This window comes from Bacillus sp. FSL R5-0286, from assembly GCF_038593245.1.
GTDB lineage: Bacteria > Bacillota > Bacilli > Bacillales > Bacillaceae > Bacillus > Bacillus altitudinis.
Genome location: NZ_CP151977.1, coordinates 2,938,268 through 2,964,224, shown reverse-complemented (window position 1 = coordinate 2,964,224; position 25,957 = coordinate 2,938,268). Strand labels below are relative to the sequence as shown.

Below are 25,957 nucleotides of genomic sequence, written 5' to 3'. Positions count from 1 at the left end.
TTGAAAAACTAGACTTATAGAGAGCGATATCGCTATACTGAAGAAGTTCTTATCATTTTTGTCATCATTTTCATTTATTTTGAAGAAAGAGGTTTTAATATGAAAAAAATGGGCAGATTGTACATTTTGATGCTCAATATTTTTATTGCCATGCTTGGATTTGGTCTGATCGTTCCTGTCATGCCAAGTTATATTGAAGCCTTTGGCGCAACTGGGAAAACACTTGGTTTCCTCGTTGCTGCAACTGGCCTCACACAATTTGCTTTATCACCCGTCGCTGGAGCGCTGACTGATCGATTTGGACGCAGAAAATTGATTATTGCCGGGATTGCCGGCTTTACGATTGCCCAGTTTATTTTTGCATTTGCTGATCAGCTTTGGATGCTGTTTGTGTCTCGGTTTTTTGGTGGTGCTGCCGGAGCTTTACTCATGCCCGCCATGTTTGCATACATCGCTGATATCACAAGTGAGAAGGATCGAGGGAAAGGAATGGGGCTATTTAGTGCAGCAATGACGTTAGGCTTTGTCATTGGACCAGGCGTAGGCGGCTATTTGGTTGAGTTTGGGATTGCTTTTCCTTTCCTCATCGCTGGTTCCTTTGCAGCCCTGTCGACGCTGTTGTCTTTCTTGTTCTTACCTGAAACTTTAACAAAGGAAAAGCAGGAAGAAGCACGATTGAATAAAGAGCTTCATTTCAATCCTTTTACGCAGATGATTCAGGCTTTAAAAACACCATACGGTTTTTTGTTTATCTTGGCCTTTGTTTTGAATTTCGGAATCATTCATTTTGAATCGATCTTTGGCTTATATGTGGACCAAAAACATGGCTTTACACCGAAGGATATTGCATTTGTCATTACGGTAGCTGGACTTGCGGGTGTCATCGTTCAAGGTGCTTTAGTGAATACCTTTGTGAAACGATTTGGCGAAATGCGTGTCGTCCGGTATGCCCTTTTAGCTGCGGCGTTTATGCTGATCGCCTGCCGCTTTGCCCCTTCCTTTTGGCTAATTTTTACGGGCTCCATTTTATTTTTATCGGCCACCTCGTTTGTTCGTCCAGCTCTCAATACATTACTTTCTAAAATGGCAGGGAATCAGCAGGGGGTAGCAGGCGGCCTCAATACCTCCTTTATGAGCCTTGCGAATATCGTCGGGCCAAGTCTTGCGGGTATTTTATTTGATGTGAATATTGAGCTGCCATTTATGTTTGGAACGCTGGTGCTTTGTATGAGTTTCATTGCTTCTATTTTATGGGCGAAAAAAGCGCAGCAACATTCCCATGCCGTATCGTAAAGACAGCATAGAAAAAACCGATCAGCACAAATGGATCGGTTTTTTTCGTCATCGCTCATACTTCACGACTGGTGATTTTTCTTTATGCAGCGCATGAATCAATGCATCGTCTACATGCAAATGCTCCTTCACTAATTGAGGAGGGGTTAAGGCCATCCATTGGTTCAATGAAATATCAGCAAATCGATCGCTTTTAAACATTTCTAGAAACCAAAGGCTCGTTTGCCCGATATTTTGTATGTAATGCCCCATCCCGAAAGGAACATAACCAACATCACCTGCTCTGTAATTAAAGGTGCGAGCTGTCCCGCCTGCTCCAAAAACCGTCATTTTGGCTGTACCGGTTAAATAGTATTGCCACTCATCATTATTCGGGTGCCAGTGCATTTCTCTCATCCCGCCAGGTTTTACCTCCACAAGTGCAGCAGCAATGGTTTTAGATACTGGAAAATTGCGTGAGTCGACGATTCGCACTGTTCCCCCAGAGGTCACGATTGGTTTTTGACGAAGGAGCTGGTGGGTAAATGGCGGTTTGATGCCGCCGTATGGATCAGAGACGGTTTGGCTTTCAATGGATGCCGGTGAAGAGCCTTGAAACATATAGCGCTGTTTATGTGGAATGTGATCAAACAGCTTGATTGACACGCCGAAATTAGCAGAAAGAATGTCTTTTGGTGTATGAGCAAACCAGTCTGTGATGGTGAACGTATCAAATTCAGAAAAAGCACCATCATCAAACACAAGGAGAAACTCACAGCCATTCTCAAGACCTTGAATGGAGTGCGGAATACCGGGCGGGAAATACCACAAGTCTCCTTCTTCTACATCAGCGATCATATTCCGTCCTTCTGCATCTACAGATGTGATCCGGGCTTTGCCTAAAATCATATATGCCCATTCCGCCTGCTTATGCCAATGAAGCTCACGAACACCTCCGCGCGTAAGCCGCATGTTTACACCAGCAATCGTTGTTGAAACAGGCAGCTCTCGCTCGGTAATTTCCCTCGACCAGCCGCCATGATTCAAGTGCATATGTGTATCAGAATATGAAAATTTTAAATTAGGAATCGTCCCCGCATCCGTTTTAGGGGGAACGAACATATCTGGGTTCTCCATATCGCGCAGAACGTCTCGCGGGCCTAAATCGGTTGCGCCGGCCCCATCGTCTCGAATCGGTTGCGGGATGTGACGAATCTCCTCATCCATTTGACACCACTCCTTGTCATTCACATTTCTCCTCCAAAATATATGAGGCGTAAGAAAAAAAGATTCAATTGGAATCGGATGAAAGGTGCTTTTGAATCCGCAAAGCTAATCGCAAGCGCAATGTTGCATCAGGATCTTTTAGGCTGATCTGGAGCAGTTCTTCACATTTCTCCAGTCGATATATCACGGTGTTGCGATGAACAGATAAACGTTTGGCTGTTTCTGAAATATGGCAATGTGTTTCGACATAAACAGATAAGGTGTGGAGAAGGTTTGGATCGACTTGTGATTGTTCATATAATGGGTGGAGGTACCGCTCATAGAATGTTGTTAAATCTTTTGGTGGGATGAGCTTCAGTAAATCTGACACATCTTTTGCTTGATAGAACTGAATATATTCAGCTCGTAATGAGAGCTGGCCTGATTGCAGAGCATGGGCAGCTTCACTGAATCCTTTTGGCAGATCGGTGATGAGATAACCGCTTAAGCTTACACCAAAGGAAATGGTGGTATTCACATGCTGTTTAATAAGGATCTGCATTTGTTTTAAAAAAGAGCAGATCGATTTGTTCATTGCCAGCCAGCCGCCAGTCTCTTCTATAAGGAAGATGCCGATATCTCCTTTGACAAAAAGAAAGGCGGGATATGGACAGTGCGAAAGGGTGCTTTCAAGTAAAGCAAACACATCATCTACAAGGGTTTGCTGCTTAAGGAAACAAGAGAAATGACTGCTCTGATCAAGCTGACAGACGATACATAGATAGGGAATCATTGTGTTTAATCCAAACATGCGTGCCAGACAGGCAACATCTTGCTCTGAGGAAATCGTCCCCTCCATCCATTTGCGAAACCATTCATTTTTGGCTCGCTCTGTGGATTGCTTGATGGCATGTTGTTTGATGCGCAAAATGGACATGGCATTTACAGCTTGTACAATTGTCAAATGTAGCCCCATGTCGTCTTGAGGGTGAATGAAGGCTGGAACGACTAAATAATCATAAGCTTGTTCGTTTATATAGATAGGAAAAACAGAAACGCTTTCTTTTGAATGAACCATAGAAAAATAATGCTGCTGCGTACTGTGAAACAAGCGGAGCATTTGTATCCAATCTGGATTTGTCATACCTTGGGGTGAGGTGAAAAGAATACGTCCATACTGATTGATCAAATAGACAGGCTGATGAATTCTTTGGGCCACTTTTTGCAATGCTTCAACATAATGATCGACAATGTTCATATCCACTCATTCTCCTTTTTTTAGAGCTGAAGCCTTTGGTGAAGATGAATAAAAAAATGGACAATCGCTGTCAAAGTCTCTGATATCAATTTTATGTTATCAGCTCCATTCAATTTAGATAGAAAGTTGTGATGTAATATCACAAAAAAGATGGCAGGGCAAAATCACGTCACATCAGTCATCTTCATTCAGAAAAATGGGTAAATATGATATGTTGTAGACAGAAGAATTTCTTTCAGAAAGATGGGTATCCCAAGAAACAAAGACTTTCAATGGGAAAATCCGTTTAGACAAGCAAGTGGCAAGAGGTGAGATAGATGATTTATATCGGATTAACTGGCTGGGGCGATCATGACAGTCTGTACCCGCCGAGAATCGGCAGCTCTCAAAAGCTGTTTCACTACGCATCAACGTTTCCCATTGTGGAACTGGATGCAAGCTTTTATGCTGTTCAGCCTGAGCGGAACCATGAAAAATGGATAAAAGATACGCCAGACGCCTTTCAATTTGTTGTGAAAGCATATCAAGGAATGACCGGGCATCAAAGAGGCGAGATCCCGTTTGCTTCAAAGGAAGAAATGTTTGACGCCTTTATTCTTTCACTGACTCCTCTCATTCGAGCAGGGAAACTGGCGATGGTTCTGTTTCAATTTCCACCATGGTTTGATTGCAAAAAGGAGCACGTCCACTATTTAAGATGGTGTAAGGAGAAGATGGGGAACATTCCTTGTGCACTCGAATTCCGAAATCGAACTTGGTTTTCAGACGAGTTTTATGAACAAACCTTATCCTTTATGGAGAAAGAAGGGTGGATTCATTCCGTCTGTGATGAACCGCAAGTCGGAGAAGGGTCTATACCGCCAGTCATAAAAGCCACACACCGTGACAAAACATTGGTCCGTTTCCACGGAAGAAATAAACAAGGCTGGCTTCACCCGGCAGATCATGAGAACTGGCGTGAAGTTCGTTACTTATATTTATATAATGAAGCTGAACTAAAGGAATGGAAAAAGAACATCGACATCCTGCATCAACAATCGAAAGATGTATATGTCGTATTTAATAATAACTCAGGCGGAGATGCGGCAGCGAATGGCCAGCAAATGATTGATTTGCTGGATTTGACGTATTCAAGCTTATCCCCGAAGCAGTTAGATTTATTTAGTTAAACGAGAGCTGTGGCTTTCAATTTGAACGATACGGTTCAGTGACAACTTGAGGGAGAGATCAACATGCTGCAGAAGCTATGGTTATATCATACAAACGACTTGCACAGCCACTTTGAAAACTGGCCAAAAATCGCAGCTTATATTGAAGAAAAGCGTCAAGTTCACGATCAGATGCTCTTATTTGATATTGGCGATCATATGGATCGAGTAAACCTTGTATCAGAAGCGGATTATGGAAAAGTGAATGTCAAACTTCTCAATCAGCTTGGCTATGATGGAGTCACAATTGGTAATAATGAAGGCATTACGTTGCCTCATGAGCAGCTCGACCAATTGTACAAAGACGCGCAATTCCCGGTGATTTTATCTAATTTATTTGAAAAAGGCAAAAGACCATCGTGGGCAAAGCCTTATGAAGTGATCACGTTGAACAATGGACTGAAGATCGCCGTCTTAGGGGTGACCATTGCGTATACACCTGTCTATGAAAAGCTGGGCTGGGACATTACAGACCCATTTGAGAGCATACGGGAGATGCTACAAGAAGTGAAAGGACAAGCCGATGTCATTGTTCTTCTTTCCCATCTAGGCATCATCCATGATCGAGAGGTAGCCCATGACTTCCCGGAAATCGACATCATCTTAGGCTCACATACGCATCATCTTTTAGAACAGGGCGAGATGGATAATGGCGTTCTTCTTGCATGTGCTGAAAAGTATGGGCATTATATTGGCTGTGTCGAGCTGACCATTGACACAGCGAGTAGCGAGCTCATCGAGAAAAAAGCGACGGTGCAATCAGTGGACCAGCTGATCAGTGAATCCGATGAAGCGATCACGACTTTACAGAAAGCAGAAAGACGAGCGAAGTCACTCATGCAGGAAAAAGTGACATCCATTAAATCAAAGCTCGAAACAAAGTGGTTTGATGATTCCCAGCTTCCGCAACTTTTAACAGATGCCATTAAAGAATGGTGCGAGGCAGATATCGGCATGATGAATGCTGGGATGGTGCTTGATTCATTAGAGGCTGGCATCGTCACAAGAGAAGACATTCACCGGATATGCCCGCATCCCATTAATCCAATCAGGGTGACACTTACTGGGAAGCAATTGGTCGAAACAGTGTCTCGTGGCTGTGAAGAAAAAATGGAACAGCTACGCATCAAAGGCTTTGGGTTCAGAGGAGAATTAATGGGGAAAATGCTATACAGCGGTTTGACTTATTCATTAGAAGAGGGCGAAGCCAAACGAGTAAAAGAGGTTTATGTAAACGGCGAGCTGATCCAAGAGGACGTGTCCTATACAGTTGGCACAGTAGATATGTATACACTTGGTTCTCTTTTTCCTCATATACGTGACCATGAACACATTGAATATTTCATGCCGGAATTTTTACGTGATGTCCTGAGCTGGCGATTGAAGGACGCAAAGTGAAATCCGCTCCAGCCTAACAACACTTGCCCTCCCTTCACATAGATTGTGTTGAAGGGAGTGAAGGGATATGGTGAATTTAACACCTATTACAATTGATGGCCATTCCTTTACAGCCGTCACCGTCAAACTGCCAAAGACCAATTTCATGGCAGTGACAAATGAGCATGGTTATATTATGTGCGGTGCACTTGATGTCGGGCTCCTAAATGAAAAGCTTGCAGATAGAGGAATCATCGCAGGAAGAGCAGTCGGTGTAAGAACCATCGAGCAATTGCTGGATGCACCTTTAGAATCTGTGACATATGCCGCTGAGTCGCTCGGCATTCATGCTGGCACAATTGGAAGAGATGCATTATTAAAAATGGTGAAATAAAATGAACAGATGATTCCTATCCCCCCGCCTGTCTGCATACACTTGTAATGGAGAAGGGGGGATTTTTTATTGAGATTGAACCGCCGTTATCGCCCCTATAAAAAGGGCCCTCTGCCATTTCGTTATGTCATGCTGCTTGCCATATTATTTTTTGTGCTCTCAACTGTCATTAGCCTATTCTTCATCAATCGTTCCATTAAACCAACGTTGATTCACATTGCTGAACTAGAAACAGAACGAATCGCCAATCATCTCATCCAATATTCTGTTCAGGATTTTGCAGATGATCAGGAGAATATGAAGGATATGGTTGTGATGAATACAAGTGAGAACGGAAAAGTGACAACTATCGACTTCAATGCGCAAGCAACATCGAAAGCAATGGCTGACCTGTCACGTCACCTTCAAAAAAATCTAGAGGACATTGAAAAGGGGAATTTTCAAAAAGAGGCAAAAGAAGCATTAAAGGATCAAACAGATGGACATGACGGCATTATATATAACATTCCGCTTGGGCAAGCGTCCGGAAATGCACTTATCGCCAACCTAGGACCAAAAGTGCCTGTACGATTCAGTGTCATTGGTGACCCGCATACGGACGTTGAAAAAAACATTAAGCCATATGGCATCAACAATGCCTTGATTGATATTAGTGTGCTCATTGAGGTGAAGGTGAGAGTCATCATCCCATTCGCCTCAGAAACCATCGTCGTCAAAAACTCCGTGCCTGTCTCCATTCAAGCCGTTCAAGGAGATGTCCCAGATTATTATAATGGCAGCGGAACAAATTCAGGCGCTCCATCGATTGTTCTGCCAGAAAAAAAGGAGAAGAAAGAATAACAGCCCAATGGACGGATTGGGCTGTTTTTTTCATACACTGTGATTGCATATAGTGTTTTTGTGATGAACGTTTTGTTGTTACGAAACAGACAGTCTTGTCCTTGCATCATTTTCATCGGTGATATAGGTCACGTCTTCAAATCCACATTCAACTGCATTCTTGTATAGCCATTCGAGTGTTCCCTTATTTTTGCAATAGATCGTGACATAGGAGCAATCGGCCACTAAAAGAACAAGCTCGCATTGGCTTTCAATAAATTCTTCATAGGTCTTAATATGAGACAATGTCCCTTTTGGATATGCTTGTAAATCGGCGAAAATCATATAATACGTCTTGTTTTCAATGAGGTGTTTGAGTTCTATACCGTCCATTTTTGTTTTCCCTTCAGGAAAAAGTTCTTCATCTTTTTCGCCATCCACTAGTATATTCGAGTCTTCGGTATCGATTCGCCAACTGAATTTGGTGATGTCGATCGGTTTTAGCACTTCTCCAAGGAAGACTCCGTATTCATTTGGAATGGTAAAGGTCATTCCTCTTTTCAAAAAACAACCCCCTAACTCTTTGTGAAGTAATCTTTCATTGGCTGCCATGCTTAGACTTTTTTTCATGTGATCTGTTCATCTTATCCTAATTAACCACTTGATTCCATACGGATCACGTGCCATGATAAATGTTCATTGTTTTCCTTTTCTGAATAGTGGAAGCTATCCTGAAGACTGATTTTCACGATCGTCTGTTATGAAAGTGAGAGGGGGATTTGATTGATATGAGGAAAATTCATGTAAGCGGGTTTTGTTTTTTGGTATTTGCCATTGTATTTAGTGCTAAATATATGTCAGCATCGATATTATTAGCTGGGAGTGACAGTTTGAGTGTCGACTTATTTAGAGGGATGTTTGACATGATTCCACTCGAAGTAACAGTTGTGTATCTCCTTTTTTTCATCATGGGTATTCTTTTTTTAGTTTTAGGATTGAAAGAAAAGCATAAGCAGTAACAGTAGACAAGTGATGACCGGGGAAATGTTGATACATATCAAAAGGAGAAGCAAGCGGTATCGCTAAACTTCTCCTTTTATTTATCGACGTTTCCGCTCGGCTCTTTCCCATGCCCTTAAATGAGGGTAAGGATCAAACGACCATTCAGTTCGTCCATTGTCTTTATACATGCCATAATGAAGGTGTGGCGGGAATTTTCCTGCTGTGCCAGGTGGACCGTAACCGGAGCTTCCGACTGATCCGATGACTTGACCAGGTTCTACAATCTGCCCAGCTTTGAGTCCTTTTGCAAAGCCATTTAAGTGGGCAAAATAATGATAATGATTATGAATATCTCGAATGCCGATCCGCCAGCCGCCAAAGCGGTTCCAGCCTTTCATTTCAATTACGCCGTACGATGTCGCACGAACAGGAAGACCGTAATGAGCAAAAAGATCAGTGCCCTCATGAATTCTTCTGCCTCCAAAGCCTCTCGCATCACCCCATGTACTCCTGTAGCTGTAGTCAGCGCCAACCGGAAGAGGAAATGCATGCTTTCCGAGGTCAAGATGGCCGTAATGCTTATAGAGCTTCATAAAAGATGAAATGATTCCAACGGTTTGATCACGTCCGTAATAATCCCACAGCGCGATTTTTAATTGATCGATGCTGCTGCCGTAATGGAGCAAGTATTGAGCAAACGTGAACAGGACATCTTCATCGTTATCGATTTCCGCTTTTCCATCCCCATTGCCATCAAGTCCAATACCGTCGAACACTTTAATGCTTAATGGAGAGGTATCCTGCTTATTGGGATTTTCTGGTCCCATCCACATTTCCCGGGGAATGTAGATGCCAATCACACCCGTTTGTTTTGGTAAATCTCTTCTGCTTTTGCGTATATTGTGTTCATACTGGTCAACCGCAGCAAGTACATACCACGGGACCTGTGTGGTGATGGCGATCTTTTCATACAGTGCCATTCGCTGTTTTAATTCATCGGGCTGTTTGTTTGCCCCTTGTGCATGGACTGATGCGGGAATCATTGAAAGAGCGATGATGATCGCTAAAACCACTTTCACAAACGTCCATCTCCTTTCTTCGAACATACCTTCTACCGTTTAGTGTGGTTTGATCACGTTATTTCATAAGAAGAAAATGTTAGTAATTTTCTTCTGTTATTTTAGGAGTCTTTTGGGTATTTTTGCAGCTCATTCCCTTGTTGTTCAATCTGTACTATGTTAAAGTGTCTAAAGAAAAGGCCTTAGGCCGAAGATTCAATTTTTTGCGGCAACAGCTGCATCCATCGTATATAGCAGGAAGATGATTGTATATGCACCTTTAACGAATTCATATGGAGATGATGGAATTGGCAAAGAAGGAAGAGCACGTAAGAAAACCGGACTGGCTTAAAATTAAGCTGAATACGAATGAAAACTATACCGGTTTGAAAAAAATGATGCGGGAAAACAACCTGCATACCGTTTGTGAGGAAGCGAAATGTCCGAATATTCACGAATGCTGGGCAGTGAGAAGAACTGCTACATTTATGATCCTCGGATCTGTTTGTACGCGCGCATGCCGTTTCTGTGCGGTGAAAACCGGACTTCCTACTGAGTTAGACTTGCAAGAGCCAGAACGCGTGGCAGATTCAGTGGCTTTGATGAATTTAAAGCACGCTGTTATAACAGCGGTTGCAAGGGATGACCAAAAAGATGGCGGAGCAGGCGTATTTGCTGAAACTGTTCGTGCCATTAGAAGAAAAAGTCCATTCACAACAATTGAAGTTCTCCCTTCAGACATGGGTGGCAATTATGATAATTTGAAAACGTTAATGGATACACGCCCTGATATTTTAAATCACAATATTGAAACAGTACGCAGATTAACACCAAGAGTTCGTGCACGAGCTACATACGATCGTTCATTGGAATTCTTGCGTCGTGCAAAAGAAATGCAGCCTGACATTCCAACGAAATCAAGCATTATGATTGGACTCGGTGAAACGAAGGAAGAAATCATTGAAGTCATGGATGATCTTCTTGCCAATAACGTCGACATCATGGCAATTGGTCAGTATTTACAACCTTCGAAAAAGCATTTGAAAGTGCAAAAATACTACCATCCAGATGAGTTTGCAGAGCTGAAGGAAATTGCCATGTCAAAAGGCTTTAGCCACTGTGAAGCTGGACCGCTTGTCCGTTCTTCTTATCATGCAGACGAACAAGTAAACGAAGCGTCTAAGAAGCGTCAGGCGCAAGCATAACAAAGAAAACGCCAGAGCTCTCTGGCGTTTTTTCTCGTATTAATTTTGGCCGTAAGGTGCGTTTCGTCTCATGGTCCGATCGGAATTCGTCATGCCATTGGCATCTTCTTTCGTTGAAATATCTCCGCCTTGAGGAGAGTATTTCATTTGTTGAATCGTTTTCGTTAAAATTTGATCAAAATCACGTGAATTGGTTTGAAGACGTGAAAAATTGGCAATGGATTGAAAGTGCTCTGGGTTATCAGAGACGTACACATGATAATAACGAGGGAGAACAGAAACCGCTGTTTTTTTCACTTGATCGGCTGATTCATCTCGGTTTTTGTTGCCTGTTCGATACACAATGAGGGCATCCTCGTCTGTGACAAGTGTTGCTGCATCCTTTATATTTGGCAGCTGAATGGCTAAACTTGTAATCACGTGGGCAAGGTGCTCACGATTTAAAGCAGGGGTTTTTTCCTTCTGATCGGTTACTTGCTGGCGCTGATAACGAACATAGCCTGCTCGATTCGTATCTGCTTCTGGCATGTTGGAATTATTTCCTTCATGACGATCAGACAGGCGAATTGTCTTACTGGAAGAATCTTCATCCACTTGCCGGTTCATGCCGGATTGAAAGCCGCACCCGCCTAAAAGCATGCATAGGAGAATAGTGGCTGTCAGTTGTTTCATCATAAATGTGACCTCCTTTTTTCTTTAGCTTCGGCTAAATCGGAAAAAACATGCTTTAGCAATTGATGGAGTTGTTCCAATGAATTATCATTAAAGGTGGATCGTTTAAAAAGAGGTGAGAAGATGATCGTCATTCAGAATGCTACCTTTGATCTTGTCAGAGAAATCAAAGACGGCTTTGATGAGGAAGCGTTTAAAGCAAGGTACTCAGATATTTTAAATAAGTATGATTATATTGTGGGGGATTGGGGCTATAACCAGCTTAGGCTGAAGGGGTTTTTTGATGACCAAAACCAAAAGGCCACATTCGATACAAAAATAAGTACACTCGATGAATACATTTATGAATACTGTAATTTTGGCTGTGCCTATTTTGTCTTAAAGCGGATTAGAAAATAACGCAAAGGGGAGCGTCATGATGTATTTCGTAGACAGAAAGAAGATTGAAGAGACATTACGTTTTTTTGAGGAGCAATATAATTTGATGCGCAGTCATCAAACATGGTCAAGCCCTTTAGAAAAAAAAGCGCTGGAACGAATTGTTCATTTGCTCGTCGAATGTATTCTTGATACAGGAAATGATATGATTGACGGCTTTATCATGCGGGACCCAGGAAGCTATGACGACATCATGGATATTCTTGTGGACGAAAAGGTTGTACCAACAGAAGAAGGCACTCACCTGAAAAAACTGGTCTCGTGCCGTAAAACACTTGTTCAGCAATACCAAGAAGTGGTTCATCACGATTTGTTGCAGGTCATCAGTGAGGTAGAACAGGCGCTGCAAGTCTTCCCGAATCGAATTCGCACTTACTTGGAGCAGGAGCTTGGACCAGTATCAGCGTTTAAATAAACCATTGGAGTTGTAAGCAGCATGAAATACAAAGGCTATTTAATTGATTTAGACGGGACGATGTATAAAGGAACAGAAAAGATCGAAGAGGCGGGGCAATTTGTTCACAAGTTAAATGAGTTGAACATCCCTTATTTGTTTGTCACGAATAACTCTTCACGCACGCCGAAGCAAGTAGCAGAAAAACTGGTTTCATTCGATATTCCAGCAACGGAAGAACAAGTCTTTACAACCAGTATGGCGACGGCAAACTATATCGCAGAACAAAAGAAAGATGCCTCGGTGTATGTGATCGGAGAAGAAGGCATTCAGCAGGCCATCGAAGAAAAAGGACTGTCGTTTGGTCAAGAAGACGCTGATTTCGTTGTCGTTGGAATAGACCGCGGTATTACATATGAAAAACTAGCGGTAGGAGCCATTGCGATCCGTCAAGGCGCACAATTTGTTTCAACAAATGGAGATATTGCCATTCCGACAGAAAGAGGGCTGTTACCTGGAAATGGATCGTTAACATTTGTGCTGACGGTTACGACAACAGTGCAGCCAACATTTATCGGGAAGCCAGAGTCTATCATTATGGAACAGGCCATGCGGGTGCTCGGGACAGATGTGTCAGAGACGCTCATGGTGGGCGATAACTATGATACCGATATTATGGCAGGGATGAATGCAGGGATGGATACACTGCTTGTCCATACAGGCGTCACGACAAAAGAGCTGCTTCAGAAATATGACAAACAGCCAACCTATGTCATTGATTCATTATCTGAGTGGATTGAACGATTATCTTAATGAAAAGAGGACAAGCGTCAGACGCACGTCCTCTTTTGTGTTTTATTCTGCATTTCTCGCACTATGTGCCAGTCTACTTGATGCTGCCGCAGCAATAGCACCGACAATGTCATCTAAAAAGGTGTGGCATTCGCCTGAGGATTTATCGTTGAGTTTCCCAAGAATCCCTGGTTTTTCTTTATCGATATATCCGTAATTCGTAAAGCCGATGGAGCCATAAATATTAACGATGGCAAAGGATAAAATTTCATCCACACCATATAGACTTTCATCTGTTTCAAGAATGGATTGCAGCGGTTCTGTCAGCTTTTTTTGCTCAGCGAGAACATCTAGTTCAACGCCTGTTAAGATGGCATTTTGGACTTCACGTTTTGCGATGACACGTTCCACATTGTGGATGCACTCTGTCATGTCTAAGCCAGGATGATATTTTTCCTGTAAAAAGAAGACAAGGTCTGCTATATCTTGAATGGTTACGCCTCGTTCTTGTAAACGGCGTCTTGCTGTTTTTTCTACTTCGTTCATCTCATGATGATGCGGCATGTTCCTCACCCAATCCTCGTAATTTGTCCACAACGTGTGAAAAAGCTTCGGATAGTAAATAGTATTCATAAATCCCTCAACCTGCGACTACGATATGATAAGAGACTGATTTTATGAACGCAGGTGAAATCATGAAAGAAACCATTTATCACACATTTGGTATTGATGTGCGTCAATTTATGCCATATGGCAGTTATCAGAGCTTTCAAACGGCGAAAGCTCTCTTCATCATTGTTCCCGTGTCTCATTTGCGAGAAGAAGAACTCACAGAGCTTTATCATATCAGTCAGTATTTACTGAATGACGGTGACCCATACGTTGCCGTGTTTGAATTAACAAACGAAGAGAAACCGACTTTTACCCATGGAAAAGAACTGTACGCTCTATTAAAGGCAGCACCGCGGGTTACAAGCCGCTCATTTCAGCACGCATCAGAGCTGGCGGCCTTTCATGTCAAGGGGAGAGGGTTTCCTTATGAGGTGTCTGAAACAAAACGTGTCGGAGCTTGGAAGGAATTATGGGCAAAACGGTTAGACCAGCTGGAAGGCTTTTGGATGCAGCAAATGCATCAAAAACCACTTGAACGATTTGAAAAGAAATTCATTGAATCCTTTCCGTATTATCTCGGATTAACGGAAAATGCCATTCAATATTTAGTGGATACAGAGCTTGATGATGAACCGAAAGAATGTGATTCAGGTACTGTTTGTCATCAGCGCTTTTCACGTATGACCTGGCCACATGAGCAGCCGCTTCGTTTACCTGTTGACTGGGTATTTGACCATCCAACAAGAGATATCGCAGAATATTTAAGAGAAACCTTTGTCCAGCATAAGGAGGATTTAATTGAAGAGGGATTTTCCTTTTTGCAGCAATATGAGCAGGTTACGCCTCTTTCATCATTTTCAAAGCGTCTGCTGTACAGCCGTCTTCTGTTTCCGCTTCATTATTTTGAAATTGTCGAAGGTTATTATATGTCAGGAGAAAATGAAAAATCTTATTATGAAGAACGATTAGATTACGTTTTAAATGATGCGAACCGCTACGAATATTTTCTCAAGGTGTTTCAAGAATTGAGTGCCATGCGCAGCGGTGGGCATCTCATTCCTCCTGTTGGATGGATTCATCAATCCGCTGATTTGAAGTTTCAGTGAACAGACGAAACGTCTCTTTTCTCTTGAGGCGTTTTTCGTTATGCTTAAAGAAATCAACCAAAGGAGTGTTCTTCTTGACGAAACCTTATGTTTATATCACAAGAAAGCTTGATGAAACAACACTTACACCATTAAAAGAAGTCGCTCATATTGATATGTGGACGAGCGAGGATGAGCCGTGTCCAAGAGAAGAGTTAGAAAAAAAAGCGGCTCAAGCAGATGGGCTGCTCACGATGCTGTCAGATCAAGTAGATGAGGCACTTTTATCAAATGCTCCAAATCTAAAAGTGGTCGCGAATCTCGCGGTCGGCTATGACAATATTGATCTAAAGGCAGCTAAAAAGCACGGGATCACGGTATGTCATACACCGGACGTCTTAACAGAATCGACGGCTGATTTAGCCTTTGCGCTTTTGATGGCGTCAGCAAGACGAATTGTCGAAGCGAGTGATTGGATTAAGGATGGGAACTGGACAGGCTGGGGACCGCTTCTTCTAGCTGGTGCTGATGTGCATCATAAAACGTTAGGGATTGTCGGAATGGGCAGTATTGGAACCGCACTGGCCAAGCGGGCAAAAGGTTTTGAGATGAATGTTCTGTATCATAATCGTTCAAGAAAGCCAGAAGCAGAAGCGCAACTAGGTGTGACCTATGCCGCATTTGATGAGCTGCTTACGCAGTCTGATTTCATCGTTTGTTTGACGCCTTTAACGCCTGAAACGAAAGAAATGTTTAATAAGAAAGCATTTGAGCAGATGAAGAATACGGCTTACTTCATCAACGTTTCCAGAGGGCAGACGGTAGACGAAGATGCTTTATATGATGCTGTCACGACAGGAAAAATTGCAGGAGCAGGTCTGGATGTATTTAGCAAGGAGCCAGTCAGCCCAGATCACCCGTTAACGACATTACCAAATGTGACAGTGCTTCCTCATATCGGAAGTGCAAGTGTTGAAACGAGAAAAAACATGATGCATTTATGTGCTGAAAATATTGCGCTTGTCCTGCAAAATCAGCAAGCCAAAACGCCAGTTCAGGCGTAATCTCAAGCTTCCCGGCTTCGGGAGCTTTTCTCACAAAAATATTTTGAAAATATAGAATCTTGATATAAATAGCTGTTAAGCGGTTTCATTCTCATATTCTCTTATTTTATTACCTTGTCAAAATGAGGATACCCCTTTATAATGTGTGTACATTGAATGTCTGTGTTAGGTTAACAAATGTCTTTTTAGAGAGGACATTTACGGAGAAAGGTGGAATTTCAGGTGAAGGCAATTCGAGTTGGACTACTAGGATTAGGAACAGTGGGGAGCGGTGTCGTTAAGATTATTCAAGATCATCAGGATAAATTAATGCACCAGATCGGCTGTCCGGTATTAATACAAAAAGTGCTTGTGAGCAATCCCGATAAAAAAAGAGATGTGGATGTGGCAAGAGAGGTCTTCACAACTGAAGTATACGATGTGATTCGAGATCCAGAGATCGACGTCATTATTGAAGTGATGGGCGGCATTGAAGAGACAAAACAATATTTAATAGATGCACTAAATGAGAAGAAGCATGTCATTACAGCCAATAAGGATTTAATGGCGCTATATGGCACAGAGCTTTTACATGTAGCAAAAGAAAACGGCTGTGACCTTTACTATGAAGCAAGTGTCGCAGGTGGGATTCCAATTTTGCGTACACTAGAGGAAGGTTTAGCCTCTGACCGCATCACAAAAATGATGGGAATCGTGAACGGGACAACGAACTTTATTTTAACAAAAATGAATGTCGATAAAAGCGCGTATGAAGATGTATTAAAAGAAGCGCAGGATCTTGGCTTTGCAGAAGCAGATCCGACGGCGGATGTAGAAGGACTGGATGCGGCAAGAAAGATGGCCATCCTGGCAAGACTCGGCTTTTCCATGAATGTAGACTTAGAGGATGTGAAAGTGAAAGGCATCTCTGACATCTCGGACGAGGACATTAATTTCAGTAAACGTTTTGGCTATACAATGAAGTTGATTGGAATTGCCCAGCGGGACGGAGAGAAAGTAGAGGTCAGCGTACAGCCAACTTTACTTCCTGATCATCACCCGTTATCTTCCGTCAACAATGAATTTAATGCTGTCTATGTTTACGGAAGTGCTGTCGGAGAAACGATGTTTTACGGACCTGGAGCAGGCAGCCTGCCAACAGCAACAGCTGTAGTCTCTGATTTAGTCGCTGTTATGAAAAACATGCGTCTTGGTGTGAATGGCAGTGGATTTATTGCACCGCAATTTGAGAAGAAAATTAAATCATCATCCGAAGTATTTGCTCAGCAATTTTTAAGAATACATGTGAGAGATCAAGTCGGGGCTTTCTCCCGCATTACATCGATTTTTTCTGAAAGAGGCATCAGTTTTGAAAAGATCCTTCAGCTTCCTGTCAAAGGGCATGATGAGCTGGCTGAAATTGTGATTATTACACATCAGACATCAGAAGAAGATTTCTCAAATATCCTGCAAACATTAAACGATCTCGACGTGGTGGTTCAAGTGAAGAGCACGTATCGAGTAGAAGGGAACGGTTTAAGCTGATGAAGTGGAATGGACTCATTGAAGAATTTCAAGAATTCTTACCAGTAAACGAACAAACACCTAAACTAACATTAAATGAAGGAAACACACCGCTGATTCATCTCGCAAAGCTATCTGAAAAGCTTGGGATTGAACTTCATGTGAAAACAGAAGGCGTCAACCCTACAGGTTCTTTTAAGGATCGCGGGATGGTCATGGCCGTCGCAAAGGCAAAAGAAGAAGGCAATGATACGATCATGTGTGCATCGACAGGGAATACGTCTGCAGCAGCAGCAGCTTATGCGGCGCGCGCTGATATGAAATGTATTGTCATCATTCCAGATGGAAAAATTGCCTTCGGTAAGCTGGCACAGGCTGTCATGTACGGAGCAGAGATCATTGCCATTGACGGCAACTTTGATGATGCGCTGAAAATTGTCCGCAGCATCTGTGAAAAAGCACCGATTGCACTTGTTAACTCCGTCAATCCATACCGAATTGAAGGACAAAAAACAGCGGCATTTGAAATCTGTGAGCAGCTAGGCGGCGCTGCGCCGGACGTACTGGCGATTCCTGTTGGAAATGCGGGGAATATTACAGCGTACTGGAAAGGCTTCAAAGAATATCATGAGAAAAAAGGCACGGGACTGCCAGTCATGCGTGGTTTTGAAGCAGAAGGAGCTGCAGCCATCGTTAGAAATGAAGTCATTGAGCAGCCAGAAACAGTCGCAACAGCCATTCGCATCGGAAACCCTGCAAGCTGGAAGCAAGCTGTAGCAGCGGCAGATGAGTCAAACGGGAAAATTGATGAAGTGACAGATGAAGAAATTCTTCATGCCTATCAATTGATCGCACGTGAAGAAGGTGTGTTTGCAGAGCCAGGCTCTTGTGCATCAATTGCAGGTGTACTCAAACAAGTGAAATCTGGAGAAATTAAGCCAGGCAGTAAAGTCGTCGCTGTACTGACAGGAAACGGATTAAAAGATCCGAATACGGCGATTGATATTTCACACATCAAACCGGTCACGCTGGATGCAGATGAAGATCAAATTCTGGAACATTTAGAAAAGGCCGCACGCGTATGAGTAACGCCTCCATGCTTTTTTCAATCACAGTACCGGGAAGCACTGCCAACTTAGGACCAGGCTTTGACTCAGTCGGAATGGCGCTCAGCCGCTATTTAAAGCTATCGGTCTATGACCATGATAGCTGGCTGTTTGAAGCAGAAACAGATGTCGTGTCTGGTATTCCATCAGGCACCGATAACCTGATCTACCAAACAGCTAAAAAGGTCGCAGATGACTTTGGAAAAACACTCCCGCCTGTTCATGTCAAAGTGTGGAGTGATATTCCATTAGCAAGGGGGCTGGGCAGCAGCGCTGCTGCTATTGTCGCCGCTATTGAGCTCGCCAATCAGTTGCTTAAATTAAAGATGACCGATGATCAGAAGCTCTTTTTTGCAAGTGAGGTAGAAGGTCATCCAGATAATGCGGGTGCCTCTTTATTCGGTGGTTTACTCATCGGTCTTCATGAAGAAGACAAGACACATGCCGTTAAAGTACAGCATGTGGATGTAGATGTCGTCGTCGTGATTCCTTTTTATGAAGTGCTCACAAAGGATGCCCGTGATGTCCTGCCAGAGGATTTTTCCTATAAACAGGCCGTGAGTGCGAGTGCAGTGAGTAACGTCCTTGTCGCCGCCTTAATGACGCAGAACTGGCCGCTTGTAGGGGAAATGATGAATAAAGATTTATTTCATCAGCCATACCGCACGATGCTTGTCCCAGAGCTGTCCAAGGTGGAGCACGTTGCTTCATTAAAAGGCGCGTATGGAACGGCATTAAGCGGTGCTGGGCCGACTATTTTGACCTTAGTGGAAAAAGGGAAGGGAGAAGCGCTGAAAAAGCAGCTTGCTCAAAATTTCCCGCATTGTGAAGTGGATGTGCTGACGGTGCCGGTAGAAGGTGTCGTCGTCGAGCATCATTCTGTGAATCAAGTAAAGAACGTGCTGTGAAGACGCACGTTCTTTTTTTATCCTTGTTTTTCATAACAAAAGCAGGGATTATTATTTAGAGAAGCGAACTATTTTGATACATAAAAGGGGGAGATCTATTGATGAAGAAATTGATAACAGCAGAGGATTTAACGCAAATCGTGTCTGTTTCTCATCCAATTTATTCACCAGATGGAAAAAAGGCTGTTTTTACAAAAGTAACGGTGAATGAAAAAAAGGATGATTACAATATTCATTTATGGGTTCGAGATGAAGAGACAGGGGAGCTGTCTCAATGGACATTTGATGATGGGAAGCATCATCAGCCAGCATGGTCAAAAGACGGAAAGCAGCTTGCGTTTATTTTGCAGCAGCCAAAGGAAGTCCCCCAGCTCGCACTCATTCAAAGCGATGGTGGTGGCATACGTACCTTAACGAATATTCCTTACGGCGTCTCTCATCCTGTATTTTCACCGGATGGAGCGTTCATTTATGCAGCGGTCTCATTAAAACAAGAAGAATCTGTTCATGATGAAAAAAAGGAAGAGTGCGATGACTTTGCTCCGGCCGTATATGATGATTTGACTTATAAAGCAGACGGCAGAGGCTTTTTAGATGGACGTCTGACGCAAATTGTAAAAATCGATGTCCGTTCCGGCGAGGTAGAGATGGTTACGAGTGAGCCGCATCATCATGTGAATCATGTCATCTCTCCTTGCGGGAAGTGGCTTGCGTATATTCAATCAAATCCTCAGACGTTTTACATAAGTGATATCTGTCTCCTTTCCTTAGAGGACGGTACATCCAAGAAAATCACCCAATCAACAGGCGCTTACACGACTGTATCATTTTCTCCAAATGGAGAAAGCCTTTTGTACATTGGACACGAACGTGAATTTGAAAATGCGACCATCCTGTCATTGTGGCTGCATGACCTGAAGGAAAAAAGGACCGTTCAATTGTCAGAAATGCTCGATATGTATGTAGGAAACTGTATGGCAGGGGATAGTGTTATGGGTGAGGCCAATCAGCTTCCACAATGGACAAAGGATAGTCAGGGGTTTTATGCGCTTGTTTCTGATCAAGGGAGTACCGGAATTTATTATTTCTCTATTGAAGGCTTAGCCTATCCCGTTCGTTTAGAGGCAGAACATGTGACGAATTTCAGTCTTCATCCAGACGAATCAAAAATGCTGATCAGCCGTCTTTCACCTGTCTCGCCTAGTGAGCTGTATGAGCTGACTTTAGGGGAATCCTCACTCAAGCAAATCACGTTTGAGCATGATGACTTTCTAAAGGAACATGTCATATCCGAACCTGAACCAATTTCTTTCCAGTCAAAAGAAGGAGACGTTGTACATGGCTGGTTTATGAAGCCTGCTCAGATGGAAGAGGGGAAGACATATCCACTAATCTTAGAAATTCATGGCGGGCCGCATGCGATGTACGGTCATACATATTTTCATGAATTTCAAATGCTCGCCGCTGAAGGGTATGCGATTGTGTACATCAATCCTCATGGCAGTCATGGATACGGACAGATGTTTACAGACCGGGTAAGAGGCAGCTATGGTGACGTTGATTATGAGGATGTCATGCTGGCTGTTGATCATGTGCTCGAAGCCTATGACTTTCTTGATGAAACAAGGCTTGGCGTAACAGGCGGCAGCTATGGCGGTTTTATGACCAACTGGATTGTCGGACAGACAGACCGTTTCCGTGCAGCTGTTACACAGCGTTCCATCTCGAACTGGATTAGCTTTTATGGCATCAGTGATATCGGTTATTTCTTTACAAAATGGCAGATTGATGGGGATATTTATGACTCTGTTGATAAGCTATGGGATCGTTCGCCGCTAAAGTATGTAAAACAGGTGAATACACCGCTTCTCATCCTGCACAGTGATGAAGACTACCGCTGCCCAGTCGATCAAGGAGAACAGCTTTTTGTGGCATTAAAGGAGCTTGGAAAAGACACGAGATTAGTCAAATTCCCGAAGGCTTCTCATGATTTATCGAGAAGCGGCCACCCTGGGCAGCGTATTCAAAGACTGACCTTTATTCAAGAATGGTTTAGAGAGAAGTTATCCTAATTAAAAAACGACCCAGTAAGGGTCGTTTCAGCTTGTAGACAAAGTCTACAAGCTTTTTTGTATAATAAGGGTAATAACACATTTCTGTGGGGGATAAATATGTTATCGAATCGTGAAGAAGAAAGAAGAAATCAATTAGAAGTCGTGGCCTTAGATGAATTAGTGCCTGAAGATCATCTCGTACGAAAAATTGATCAAGCGATCGATTTTGATTTCGTTTATGATCTTGTCAAAGATCATTATAGTTCTGATAACGGCAGACCAAGTGTGGATCCCGTTGTTCTTATTAAAATGGTTTTGATCCAATACCTATTCGGCATCCGCTCTATGCGTCAAACCATTAAAGAAATTGAAACCAATGTTGCTTATCGTTGGTTTATTGGGTATGGATTTTCTGAGAAAATTCCGCACTTTTCTACCTTCGGTAAGAACTACGTGAGACGCTTTCATGATACAGATTTATTCGAACAAATTTTTTATCGAATCTTAAGAGAAGCGATGAAAAAAGGCCTTGTTGATCCCTCTATTGCTTTCATTGATTCAACTCATGTAAAAGCGAACGCCAATAAGAAAAAACTTGAAAAGAAAATTGTTCGAGTAGAAACGAGAAGTTATCAAAATCTGCTTCATGAGGAGATCAATGTTGATCGTGAGGAACATGGAAAAAAGCCGTTACCCCTACAGAATAAAGAAGAGAAAAAAGAAATCAAGGTCAGTACAACTGACCCAGAGAGTGGCTACTATGTAAAGGATGAACGTGAAAAGTTATTTGCTTATTCATTTCATACGGCTTGTGATTCAAAAGGATTTATTTTAGGAACACTGGTCACTGGTGGAAATGTTCATGATAGTCGTATGTTAGATTCACTCGTATCAAAGGTGACAAAGAAAGTCGGAAAACCCAATGTAGTCGCAGTAGATGCTGGATATAAAACACCTTATATCGCCAAGTTTTTAATGGATCAAAAGATAAGACCTGTCATGCCTTACACTCGCCCGAAAACAAAAGTTGGTTACTTGAAAAAGAATGAATACGTATATGACGCACATTTTGATTGTTACATTTGCCCCAACGGGCAAATTCTCTCTTATCGTACAACAACTAGAGAGGGATATAAGCAATATGCGTCTGATTCAGAGGTATGTAAATCCTGCTCGTTTTTAGATAACTGTACACAAAGTCAAAATCACATCAAACAGATTCACCGACATATTTGGCAGGACTACCTAGACGAAGCAGACCATCTGAGACTCACTAAAATGAATAAGAACATCTATGCAAAACGGAAAGAAACGATCGAACGCGTTTTTGCGGATGCAAAAGAAAAGCATGGAATGCGATGGACGAAACTTCGAGGACTGAAAAAAGTTTCGATGCAGGCGATGCTTACTTTCGCTGCCATGAATCTTAAGAAATTAGCAAACTGGACATGGAAAGAGCCGTGCCCAGCGTAAAGTAACTTATCAATTTTATCAAAATAAGTGAAAACCCCACTTTTACTTGAAATAAAGGTGGGGTTTGTCTACGGTCTGAAACGACCCAGTAAGGGTCGTTTTCATGTCATATATGAATTAGAAAACCTGTTCAACTTCTACAACGCCAGGTACTTCTTCTAATAATGCGCGCTCAATACCGGCTTTCAATGTAATGGTTGAACTTGGGCAGCTGCCGCATGCGCCAAGAAGGCGTAATTTCACAATGCCATCTTCAATGTCTACAAGCTCACAGTCTCCACCATCACGTAATAGAAATGGACGAAGTTTGTCCAGTACTTCCTGTACTTGGTCTTTCATTTCGACTTCAGTCATTAGATATAATCGCTCCTTTCACAACATATCACCATTATATTCATCTGGACGATAAAAATCTATTGATTGGTTTCAAAGTTTCCTTCTCATTATAGCACAATCTCATCTTGAAACAAAAAGTGATTTTGACTTTTTTCATACAGAAAATTCAGCTAAAATAAAGAAAGAATGGGGGGCTTGTCAAATGAACAAAACCGTTGACCTTTATGTATATGGAAGAGATGTCCTGTGCGCTAGTTGCGTGAATCTGCCTTCTTCAAAAGATACATTTGAGTGGCTAGATGCAGCATTAAAACGAAAATATCCAAATCAGCCGTTTCGCATCACATATATCGATATTGAGCACCCGCCTGAAAACGAACGCCAAAAAGAATTATCTGAACGAATTCTTGATGATGAATTCTTTTATCCGCTTGTCCTTGTTGAGGATCAAATTGTAGGAGAGGGCAATCCGAAATTAAAAGATATTTATCAAGAAATGGAGAAATACGGGTACGAAGAGAGCAGTGAATGAGCTGTTCTTTTTTTAGAAAAATAAATCGAACAAACGTTCCTTTTAGGTTGATTTAGAACGTTTGTTCGTATATAATGAGATGAAAGGAGCGTGAGCATCATGAATTATTTACTAAAACAATCTCTTCATCAACAAATACCGATTGATATGATTTATATGAAGAAAAATGGAGAGTGCTCGAAACGAAAAATCATTGTACATCGTCAAACTGAACAGTTCATACAAGCGTATTGTTTATCGAAGAAGACGATCAGAACGTTTCGTAAAGACTGCATCCTTGCGCTTGCTCCTATCAAAGTGAACCATCCATCGGCACATGCCGTTTCATAATAAAAGCTCCTTCATTAGAAGGAGCTTTGAGAAGAAATTCACATCATTTTATCCATTGTGGTGCTTGTACATCCAAAGAAGTCCAGATTTTAAGAGTCTTGGAACACGACCAACAAGCGGACGATCCGCCACTAAACCAAAGCCGGCTTTTTTCCCTAAAGAGCCAAGTACGCCTTTTAACTTAAACTGCGGGTAAGTCTCAGGAAGCGGCTCGTTCTTCCAGCGTTTCTGTAGAGATTGCACAATTTGCTCTGCCTGTGCCTCGGCAAGCTGTGCACTTGGTGCGTGCGGCAAGCTTGCGCAGTCACCTACGACATAGACATGCTCATCTCCAGGGAGATTGTGATGAGGAGTTAAGACGACACGGCCTTGGGCGTCTTTTTCAACATCCATATCTCGCACGACTTTACTTGGCTGAATTCCTGCTGTCCACACGATGACATCTGCTTCAATGGCATCGTCATGGTTGTACACAACTCCTTCTTCAACCTTCGTAATATTGGCGCAGTTAATGATCTTCACATCATTTTCTTCAAACCATTTTTGTACATATAAACTTAATCTTTTTGGGAAACTGGAAAGAATCAGTTCTCCGCGGTCAAAAAGAATGATGTTTAAATCAGAACGGCTTTCACGCAGTTCACTGGCCAGCTCTACCCCGCTAAGTCCAGCACCGACGATACCAACCGTTGCACCTGCACTCAAATTGTTTAATTTGTTATACGTATGTCTTGACTGATCAATGGTTTGAATGCTGTATGTATGTTCTTTCGCACCAGGGACATTGTGATACTTGTCCTCACAGCCGAGTCCGATTACCGTATCATCATATGGAAGCGGTTCACGGTCGCTAAATAAGATCTGTTTGTTTTCAATATCAATTTTTTCTACTTCCCCGTATTGAATATCCAGCTTCGGATGCTCTGGAAAAGATACTCGAATGTGATGATCAGAGATCGTTCCAGCAGCAAGTGCATAATATTCTGTTTTTAAACAGTGGTAAGGATTTCGATCAATTAATGTGATAGTAACATCATCAGGTAATTGATTTGGCAATAAGCGGTGGAGAACCCGCATATTCCCGTAACCTCCGCCGATCAAGACTAAATTTTTCATGACGATTCTCCTTTTCCCCCTAGACATTGAAAAACACTTATACTAAAAAACTTTAAGTTAAAATACCAAATAAAATTATATCGAATTTACTGTGAAACCACAATAATTGTTTCAAAATAACCTACATATTCATTACTTAGTCCTAAATAGTAAAACATTTTACGGGGAATAGGCGTAACGATTTATTGAAGCTCATGTTTTGACTAATAGAAGGAATTTCGGTAGGATAGTAAGGCAAATGTGAGGTGAAGCACAGTGTTTCCACTGATCGAATTTTGTGTAAGTAATCTTGCACAAGGGTCTCAAGAAGCAAAAGAGAAACTTGAAAAAGACCCAAACTTAGATGTAATGGAATACGGTTGTTTAAGCTACTGCGGCAAATGTATGGACTCCCCATTTGCCCTTGTGAATGGAGAATTTGTTTCTGGAGAAAATGCAGAGCAGCTAGTTGAGCGTATTTATGCTTTTATAGAGGAAAACGACATGTTTTAAATGCACCACATGGGTCATGAGGTGCATTTTTTTCATATATTCAGTTTCCATTTTTCAGGAGAAAATGTAGAAAGCGCATCCAATATGTTATGCTAATAAAATATCATCAAAATGAAGCATCACACGAGAGAAAAAGAGGCATATGCATAATAAAAGCCCTTTGCCATGGCAGCAAAGAGCTTCTATGTATGAAAAACGGGGGATGATAAGATTGTCTCCTGAATCGACTCCTTTTATACTATAAAGAAACA

General features: G+C 42.2%; 27 protein-coding genes and 1 pseudogene. 20 read left to right on the top strand and 8 right to left on the bottom strand.

The genetic code is table 11. From position 1 onward, the window contains the following. The first annotated feature begins 99 nt into the window (after window positions 1-99). Window positions 100-1,293 carry a tetracycline resistance MFS efflux pump gene (locus tag NST24_RS15375; protein ID WP_008346860.1) on the top strand — a complete coding sequence of 398 codons (1,194 nt, stop codon included), beginning with the start codon at window positions 100-102 and terminating at the stop codon, window positions 1,291-1,293. Between the two features lie 48 nt (window positions 1,294-1,341). Here the strand turns inward: NST24_RS15375 and NST24_RS15370 are convergent, their stop codons facing one another. Further along, window positions 1,342-2,499, bottom strand: coding sequence for an oxalate decarboxylase family bicupin (locus tag NST24_RS15370; protein WP_342461950.1), 1,158 nt, complete (start codon window positions 2,497-2,499; stop codon window positions 1,342-1,344). Between the two features lie 64 nt (window positions 2,500-2,563). Beyond that, window positions 2,564-3,736 (bottom strand): helix-turn-helix domain-containing protein, encoded by a 1,173-nt coding sequence (locus NST24_RS15365; RefSeq protein ID WP_342461949.1) that lies wholly within the window; start codon window positions 3,734-3,736, stop codon window positions 2,564-2,566. Window positions 3,737-4,053: 317 nt separating this feature from the next. Here NST24_RS15365 and NST24_RS15360 point away from each other — a divergent pair, with 317 nt between their 5' ends. The 4 genes from NST24_RS15360 (at window position 4,054) to yunB (ending at window position 7,555) form a co-directional block, all read left to right on the top strand. Further along, window positions 4,054-4,905, top strand: coding sequence for a DUF72 domain-containing protein (locus tag NST24_RS15360; RefSeq protein WP_173408250.1), 852 nt, complete (start codon window positions 4,054-4,056; stop codon window positions 4,903-4,905). Between the two features lie 63 nt (window positions 4,906-4,968). Next, entirely contained in the window at window positions 4,969-6,342 is a 1,374-nt protein-coding gene (locus NST24_RS15355) for a bifunctional UDP-sugar hydrolase/5'-nucleotidase (protein ID WP_249855604.1), read from the top strand. A gap of 67 nt (window positions 6,343-6,409) precedes the next feature. Then, window positions 6,410-6,715: a DUF1805 domain-containing protein gene (locus NST24_RS15350; protein ID WP_007500404.1), complete on the top strand. Its 306-nt coding sequence runs from the start codon at window positions 6,410-6,412 to the stop codon at window positions 6,713-6,715. 69 nt (window positions 6,716-6,784) lie between these two features. Continuing rightward, window positions 6,785-7,555, top strand: a complete 771-nt coding sequence (yunB, locus tag NST24_RS15345; RefSeq protein WP_007500406.1) for a sporulation protein YunB — start codon at window positions 6,785-6,787, stop codon at window positions 7,553-7,555. 78 nt (window positions 7,556-7,633) lie between these two features. On the opposite strand, the gene NST24_RS15340 is transcribed toward yunB, so the two are convergent. Further along, window positions 7,634-8,098 carry a DUF2691 family protein gene (locus NST24_RS15340; protein ID WP_342461948.1) on the bottom strand — a complete coding sequence of 155 codons (465 nt, stop codon included), beginning with the start codon at window positions 8,096-8,098 and terminating at the stop codon, window positions 7,634-7,636. A 224-nt stretch (window positions 8,099-8,322) separates the two neighbouring features. Between NST24_RS15340 and NST24_RS15335 the strand changes: the two genes are divergently transcribed. Beyond that, window positions 8,323-8,553 (top strand): hypothetical protein, encoded by a 231-nt coding sequence (locus tag NST24_RS15335; protein ID WP_096881812.1) that lies wholly within the window; start codon window positions 8,323-8,325, stop codon window positions 8,551-8,553. Window positions 8,554-8,634: 81 nt separating this feature from the next. Here the strand turns inward: NST24_RS15335 and NST24_RS15330 are convergent, their stop codons facing one another. Continuing rightward, window positions 8,635-9,579 (bottom strand): M23 family metallopeptidase, encoded by a 945-nt coding sequence (locus NST24_RS15330; RefSeq protein ID WP_226650614.1) that lies wholly within the window; start codon window positions 9,577-9,579, stop codon window positions 8,635-8,637. 323 nt (window positions 9,580-9,902) lie between these two features. Between NST24_RS15330 and lipA the strand changes: the two genes are divergently transcribed. Beyond that, entirely contained in the window at window positions 9,903-10,799 is an 897-nt protein-coding gene (gene lipA, locus NST24_RS15325) for a lipoyl synthase (protein WP_008360456.1), read from the top strand. A 39-nt stretch (window positions 10,800-10,838) separates the two neighbouring features. Here the strand turns inward: lipA and NST24_RS15320 are convergent, their stop codons facing one another. Next, window positions 10,839-11,474 (bottom strand): YhcN/YlaJ family sporulation lipoprotein, encoded by a 636-nt coding sequence (locus tag NST24_RS15320; RefSeq protein WP_039168956.1) that lies wholly within the window; start codon window positions 11,472-11,474, stop codon window positions 10,839-10,841. Window positions 11,475-11,594: 120 nt separating this feature from the next. Here NST24_RS15320 and NST24_RS15315 point away from each other — a divergent pair, with 120 nt between their 5' ends. The 3 genes from NST24_RS15315 to NST24_RS15305 are packed head-to-tail and all read left to right on the top strand — an operon-like array spanning window position 11,595 to window position 13,116. Continuing rightward, window positions 11,595-11,870 (top strand): YutD-like domain-containing protein, encoded by a 276-nt coding sequence (locus NST24_RS15315; RefSeq protein WP_008346837.1) that lies wholly within the window; start codon window positions 11,595-11,597, stop codon window positions 11,868-11,870. Between the two features lie 19 nt (window positions 11,871-11,889). Next, entirely contained in the window at window positions 11,890-12,324 is a 435-nt protein-coding gene (locus NST24_RS15310) for a DUF86 domain-containing protein (RefSeq protein ID WP_017367989.1), read from the top strand. Between the two features lie 21 nt (window positions 12,325-12,345). After that, a complete protein-coding gene (locus tag NST24_RS15305) occupies window positions 12,346-13,116 on the top strand; it encodes a TIGR01457 family HAD-type hydrolase (RefSeq protein WP_342461947.1) in 771 nt (256 codons plus the stop codon). Window positions 13,117-13,158: 42 nt separating this feature from the next. On the opposite strand, the gene NST24_RS15300 is transcribed toward NST24_RS15305, so the two are convergent. Next, window positions 13,159-13,659, bottom strand: a complete 501-nt coding sequence (locus tag NST24_RS15300; protein WP_024719755.1) for a phosphatidylglycerophosphatase A — start codon at window positions 13,657-13,659, stop codon at window positions 13,159-13,161. Between the two features lie 113 nt (window positions 13,660-13,772). Here NST24_RS15300 and yutH point away from each other — a divergent pair, with 113 nt between their 5' ends. The 7 genes from yutH to NST24_RS15265 all read left to right on the top strand — a co-directional run bounded on the left by yutH (window position 13,773) and on the right by NST24_RS15265 (window position 22,900). Then, window positions 13,773-14,813 carry a spore coat putative kinase YutH gene (gene yutH, locus NST24_RS15295; RefSeq protein ID WP_342461946.1) on the top strand — a complete coding sequence of 347 codons (1,041 nt, stop codon included), beginning with the start codon at window positions 13,773-13,775 and terminating at the stop codon, window positions 14,811-14,813. A gap of 74 nt (window positions 14,814-14,887) precedes the next feature. Then, on the top strand, window positions 14,888-15,856 hold the full coding sequence (locus tag NST24_RS15290) for a D-glycerate dehydrogenase (RefSeq protein ID WP_342461945.1): 969 nt from the start codon (window positions 14,888-14,890) through the stop codon (window positions 15,854-15,856). 222 nt (window positions 15,857-16,078) lie between these two features. Next, entirely contained in the window at window positions 16,079-17,380 is a 1,302-nt protein-coding gene (locus NST24_RS15285; protein ID WP_024719752.1) for a homoserine dehydrogenase, read from the top strand. Beyond that, a complete protein-coding gene (thrC, locus tag NST24_RS15280) occupies window positions 17,380-18,444 on the top strand; it encodes a threonine synthase (RefSeq protein WP_041507721.1) in 1,065 nt (354 codons plus the stop codon). The genes NST24_RS15285 and thrC overlap by 1 nt, the downstream gene beginning before the upstream one ends. Beyond that, entirely contained in the window at window positions 18,441-19,373 is a 933-nt protein-coding gene (gene thrB / locus NST24_RS15275; RefSeq protein WP_342461944.1) for a homoserine kinase, read from the top strand. Before thrC ends, thrB begins: the two co-directional genes overlap by 4 nt. Window positions 19,374-19,474: 101 nt before the next feature. Further along, window positions 19,475-21,445, top strand: coding sequence for a S9 family peptidase (locus NST24_RS15270; protein WP_342461943.1), 1,971 nt, complete (start codon window positions 19,475-19,477; stop codon window positions 21,443-21,445). Between the two features lie 99 nt (window positions 21,446-21,544). Beyond that, window positions 21,545-22,900, top strand: coding sequence for an IS1182 family transposase (locus NST24_RS15265; RefSeq protein WP_342461942.1), 1,356 nt, complete (start codon window positions 21,545-21,547; stop codon window positions 22,898-22,900). A gap of 117 nt (window positions 22,901-23,017) precedes the next feature. On the opposite strand, the pseudogene NST24_RS15260 reads toward NST24_RS15265, so the two are convergent. Beyond that, window positions 23,018-23,317: pseudogene (locus NST24_RS15260) on the bottom strand (NifU family protein). Window positions 23,318-23,438: 121 nt separating this feature from the next. Here NST24_RS15260 and NST24_RS15255 point away from each other — a divergent pair. Both NST24_RS15255 and NST24_RS15250 read left to right on the top strand, forming a co-directional pair. Next, window positions 23,439-23,768: a YuzD family protein gene (locus NST24_RS15255; RefSeq protein WP_008346819.1), complete on the top strand. Its 330-nt coding sequence runs from the start codon at window positions 23,439-23,441 to the stop codon at window positions 23,766-23,768. 99 nt (window positions 23,769-23,867) lie between these two features. After that, window positions 23,868-24,098, top strand: coding sequence for a hypothetical protein (locus NST24_RS15250; RefSeq protein ID WP_008346816.1), 231 nt, complete (start codon window positions 23,868-23,870; stop codon window positions 24,096-24,098). 48 nt (window positions 24,099-24,146) lie between these two features. Here NST24_RS15250 and NST24_RS15245 read toward each other — a convergent pair whose 3' ends face one another. Further along, window positions 24,147-25,214: an NAD(P)/FAD-dependent oxidoreductase gene (locus tag NST24_RS15245; protein WP_058213651.1), complete on the bottom strand. Its 1,068-nt coding sequence runs from the start codon at window positions 25,212-25,214 to the stop codon at window positions 24,147-24,149. Window positions 25,215-25,469: 255 nt separating this feature from the next. Between NST24_RS15245 and NST24_RS15240 the strand changes: the two genes are divergently transcribed. After that, window positions 25,470-25,706, top strand: a complete 237-nt coding sequence (locus tag NST24_RS15240; protein ID WP_008346813.1) for a YuzB family protein — start codon at window positions 25,470-25,472, stop codon at window positions 25,704-25,706. Window positions 25,707-25,957 lie beyond the last annotated feature (251 nt).

Coding starts and splice junctions, on each gene's coding strand:
- NST24_RS15375 (WP_008346860.1), top strand. CDS start 100: ATGAAAAAAATGGGCAGATTGTACATTTTGATGCTCAATATTTTTATT.
- NST24_RS15370 (WP_342461950.1), bottom strand. CDS start 2,499: ATGGATGAGGAGATTCGTCACATCCCGCAACCGATTCGAGACGATGGG.
- NST24_RS15365 (WP_342461949.1), bottom strand. CDS start 3,736: ATGAACATTGTCGATCATTATGTTGAAGCATTGCAAAAAGTGGCCCAA.
- NST24_RS15360 (WP_173408250.1), top strand. CDS start 4,054: ATGATTTATATCGGATTAACTGGCTGGGGCGATCATGACAGTCTGTAC.
- NST24_RS15355 (WP_249855604.1), top strand. CDS start 4,969: ATGCTGCAGAAGCTATGGTTATATCATACAAACGACTTGCACAGCCAC.
- NST24_RS15350 (WP_007500404.1), top strand. CDS start 6,410: ATGGTGAATTTAACACCTATTACAATTGATGGCCATTCCTTTACAGCC.
- NST24_RS15335 (WP_096881812.1), top strand. CDS start 8,323: ATGAGGAAAATTCATGTAAGCGGGTTTTGTTTTTTGGTATTTGCCATT.
- NST24_RS15330 (WP_226650614.1), bottom strand. CDS start 9,579: ATGATTCCCGCATCAGTCCATGCACAAGGGGCAAACAAACAGCCCGAT.
- NST24_RS15320 (WP_039168956.1), bottom strand. CDS start 11,474: ATGATGAAACAACTGACAGCCACTATTCTCCTATGCATGCTTTTAGGC.
- NST24_RS15315 (WP_008346837.1), top strand. CDS start 11,595: ATGATCGTCATTCAGAATGCTACCTTTGATCTTGTCAGAGAAATCAAA.
- NST24_RS15310 (WP_017367989.1), top strand. CDS start 11,890: ATGTATTTCGTAGACAGAAAGAAGATTGAAGAGACATTACGTTTTTTT.
- NST24_RS15305 (WP_342461947.1), top strand. CDS start 12,346: ATGAAATACAAAGGCTATTTAATTGATTTAGACGGGACGATGTATAAA.
- NST24_RS15300 (WP_024719755.1), bottom strand. CDS start 13,659: ATGCCGCATCATCATGAGATGAACGAAGTAGAAAAAACAGCAAGACGC.
- yutH (WP_342461946.1), top strand. CDS start 13,773: ATGAACGCAGGTGAAATCATGAAAGAAACCATTTATCACACATTTGGT.
- thrC (WP_041507721.1), top strand. CDS start 17,380: ATGAAGTGGAATGGACTCATTGAAGAATTTCAAGAATTCTTACCAGTA.
- thrB (WP_342461944.1), top strand. CDS start 18,441: ATGAGTAACGCCTCCATGCTTTTTTCAATCACAGTACCGGGAAGCACT.
- NST24_RS15270 (WP_342461943.1), top strand. CDS start 19,475: ATGAAGAAATTGATAACAGCAGAGGATTTAACGCAAATCGTGTCTGTT.
- NST24_RS15265 (WP_342461942.1), top strand. CDS start 21,545: ATGTTATCGAATCGTGAAGAAGAAAGAAGAAATCAATTAGAAGTCGTG.
- NST24_RS15255 (WP_008346819.1), top strand. CDS start 23,439: ATGAACAAAACCGTTGACCTTTATGTATATGGAAGAGATGTCCTGTGC.
- NST24_RS15250 (WP_008346816.1), top strand. CDS start 23,868: ATGAATTATTTACTAAAACAATCTCTTCATCAACAAATACCGATTGAT.
- NST24_RS15245 (WP_058213651.1), bottom strand. CDS start 25,214: ATGAAAAATTTAGTCTTGATCGGCGGAGGTTACGGGAATATGCGGGTT.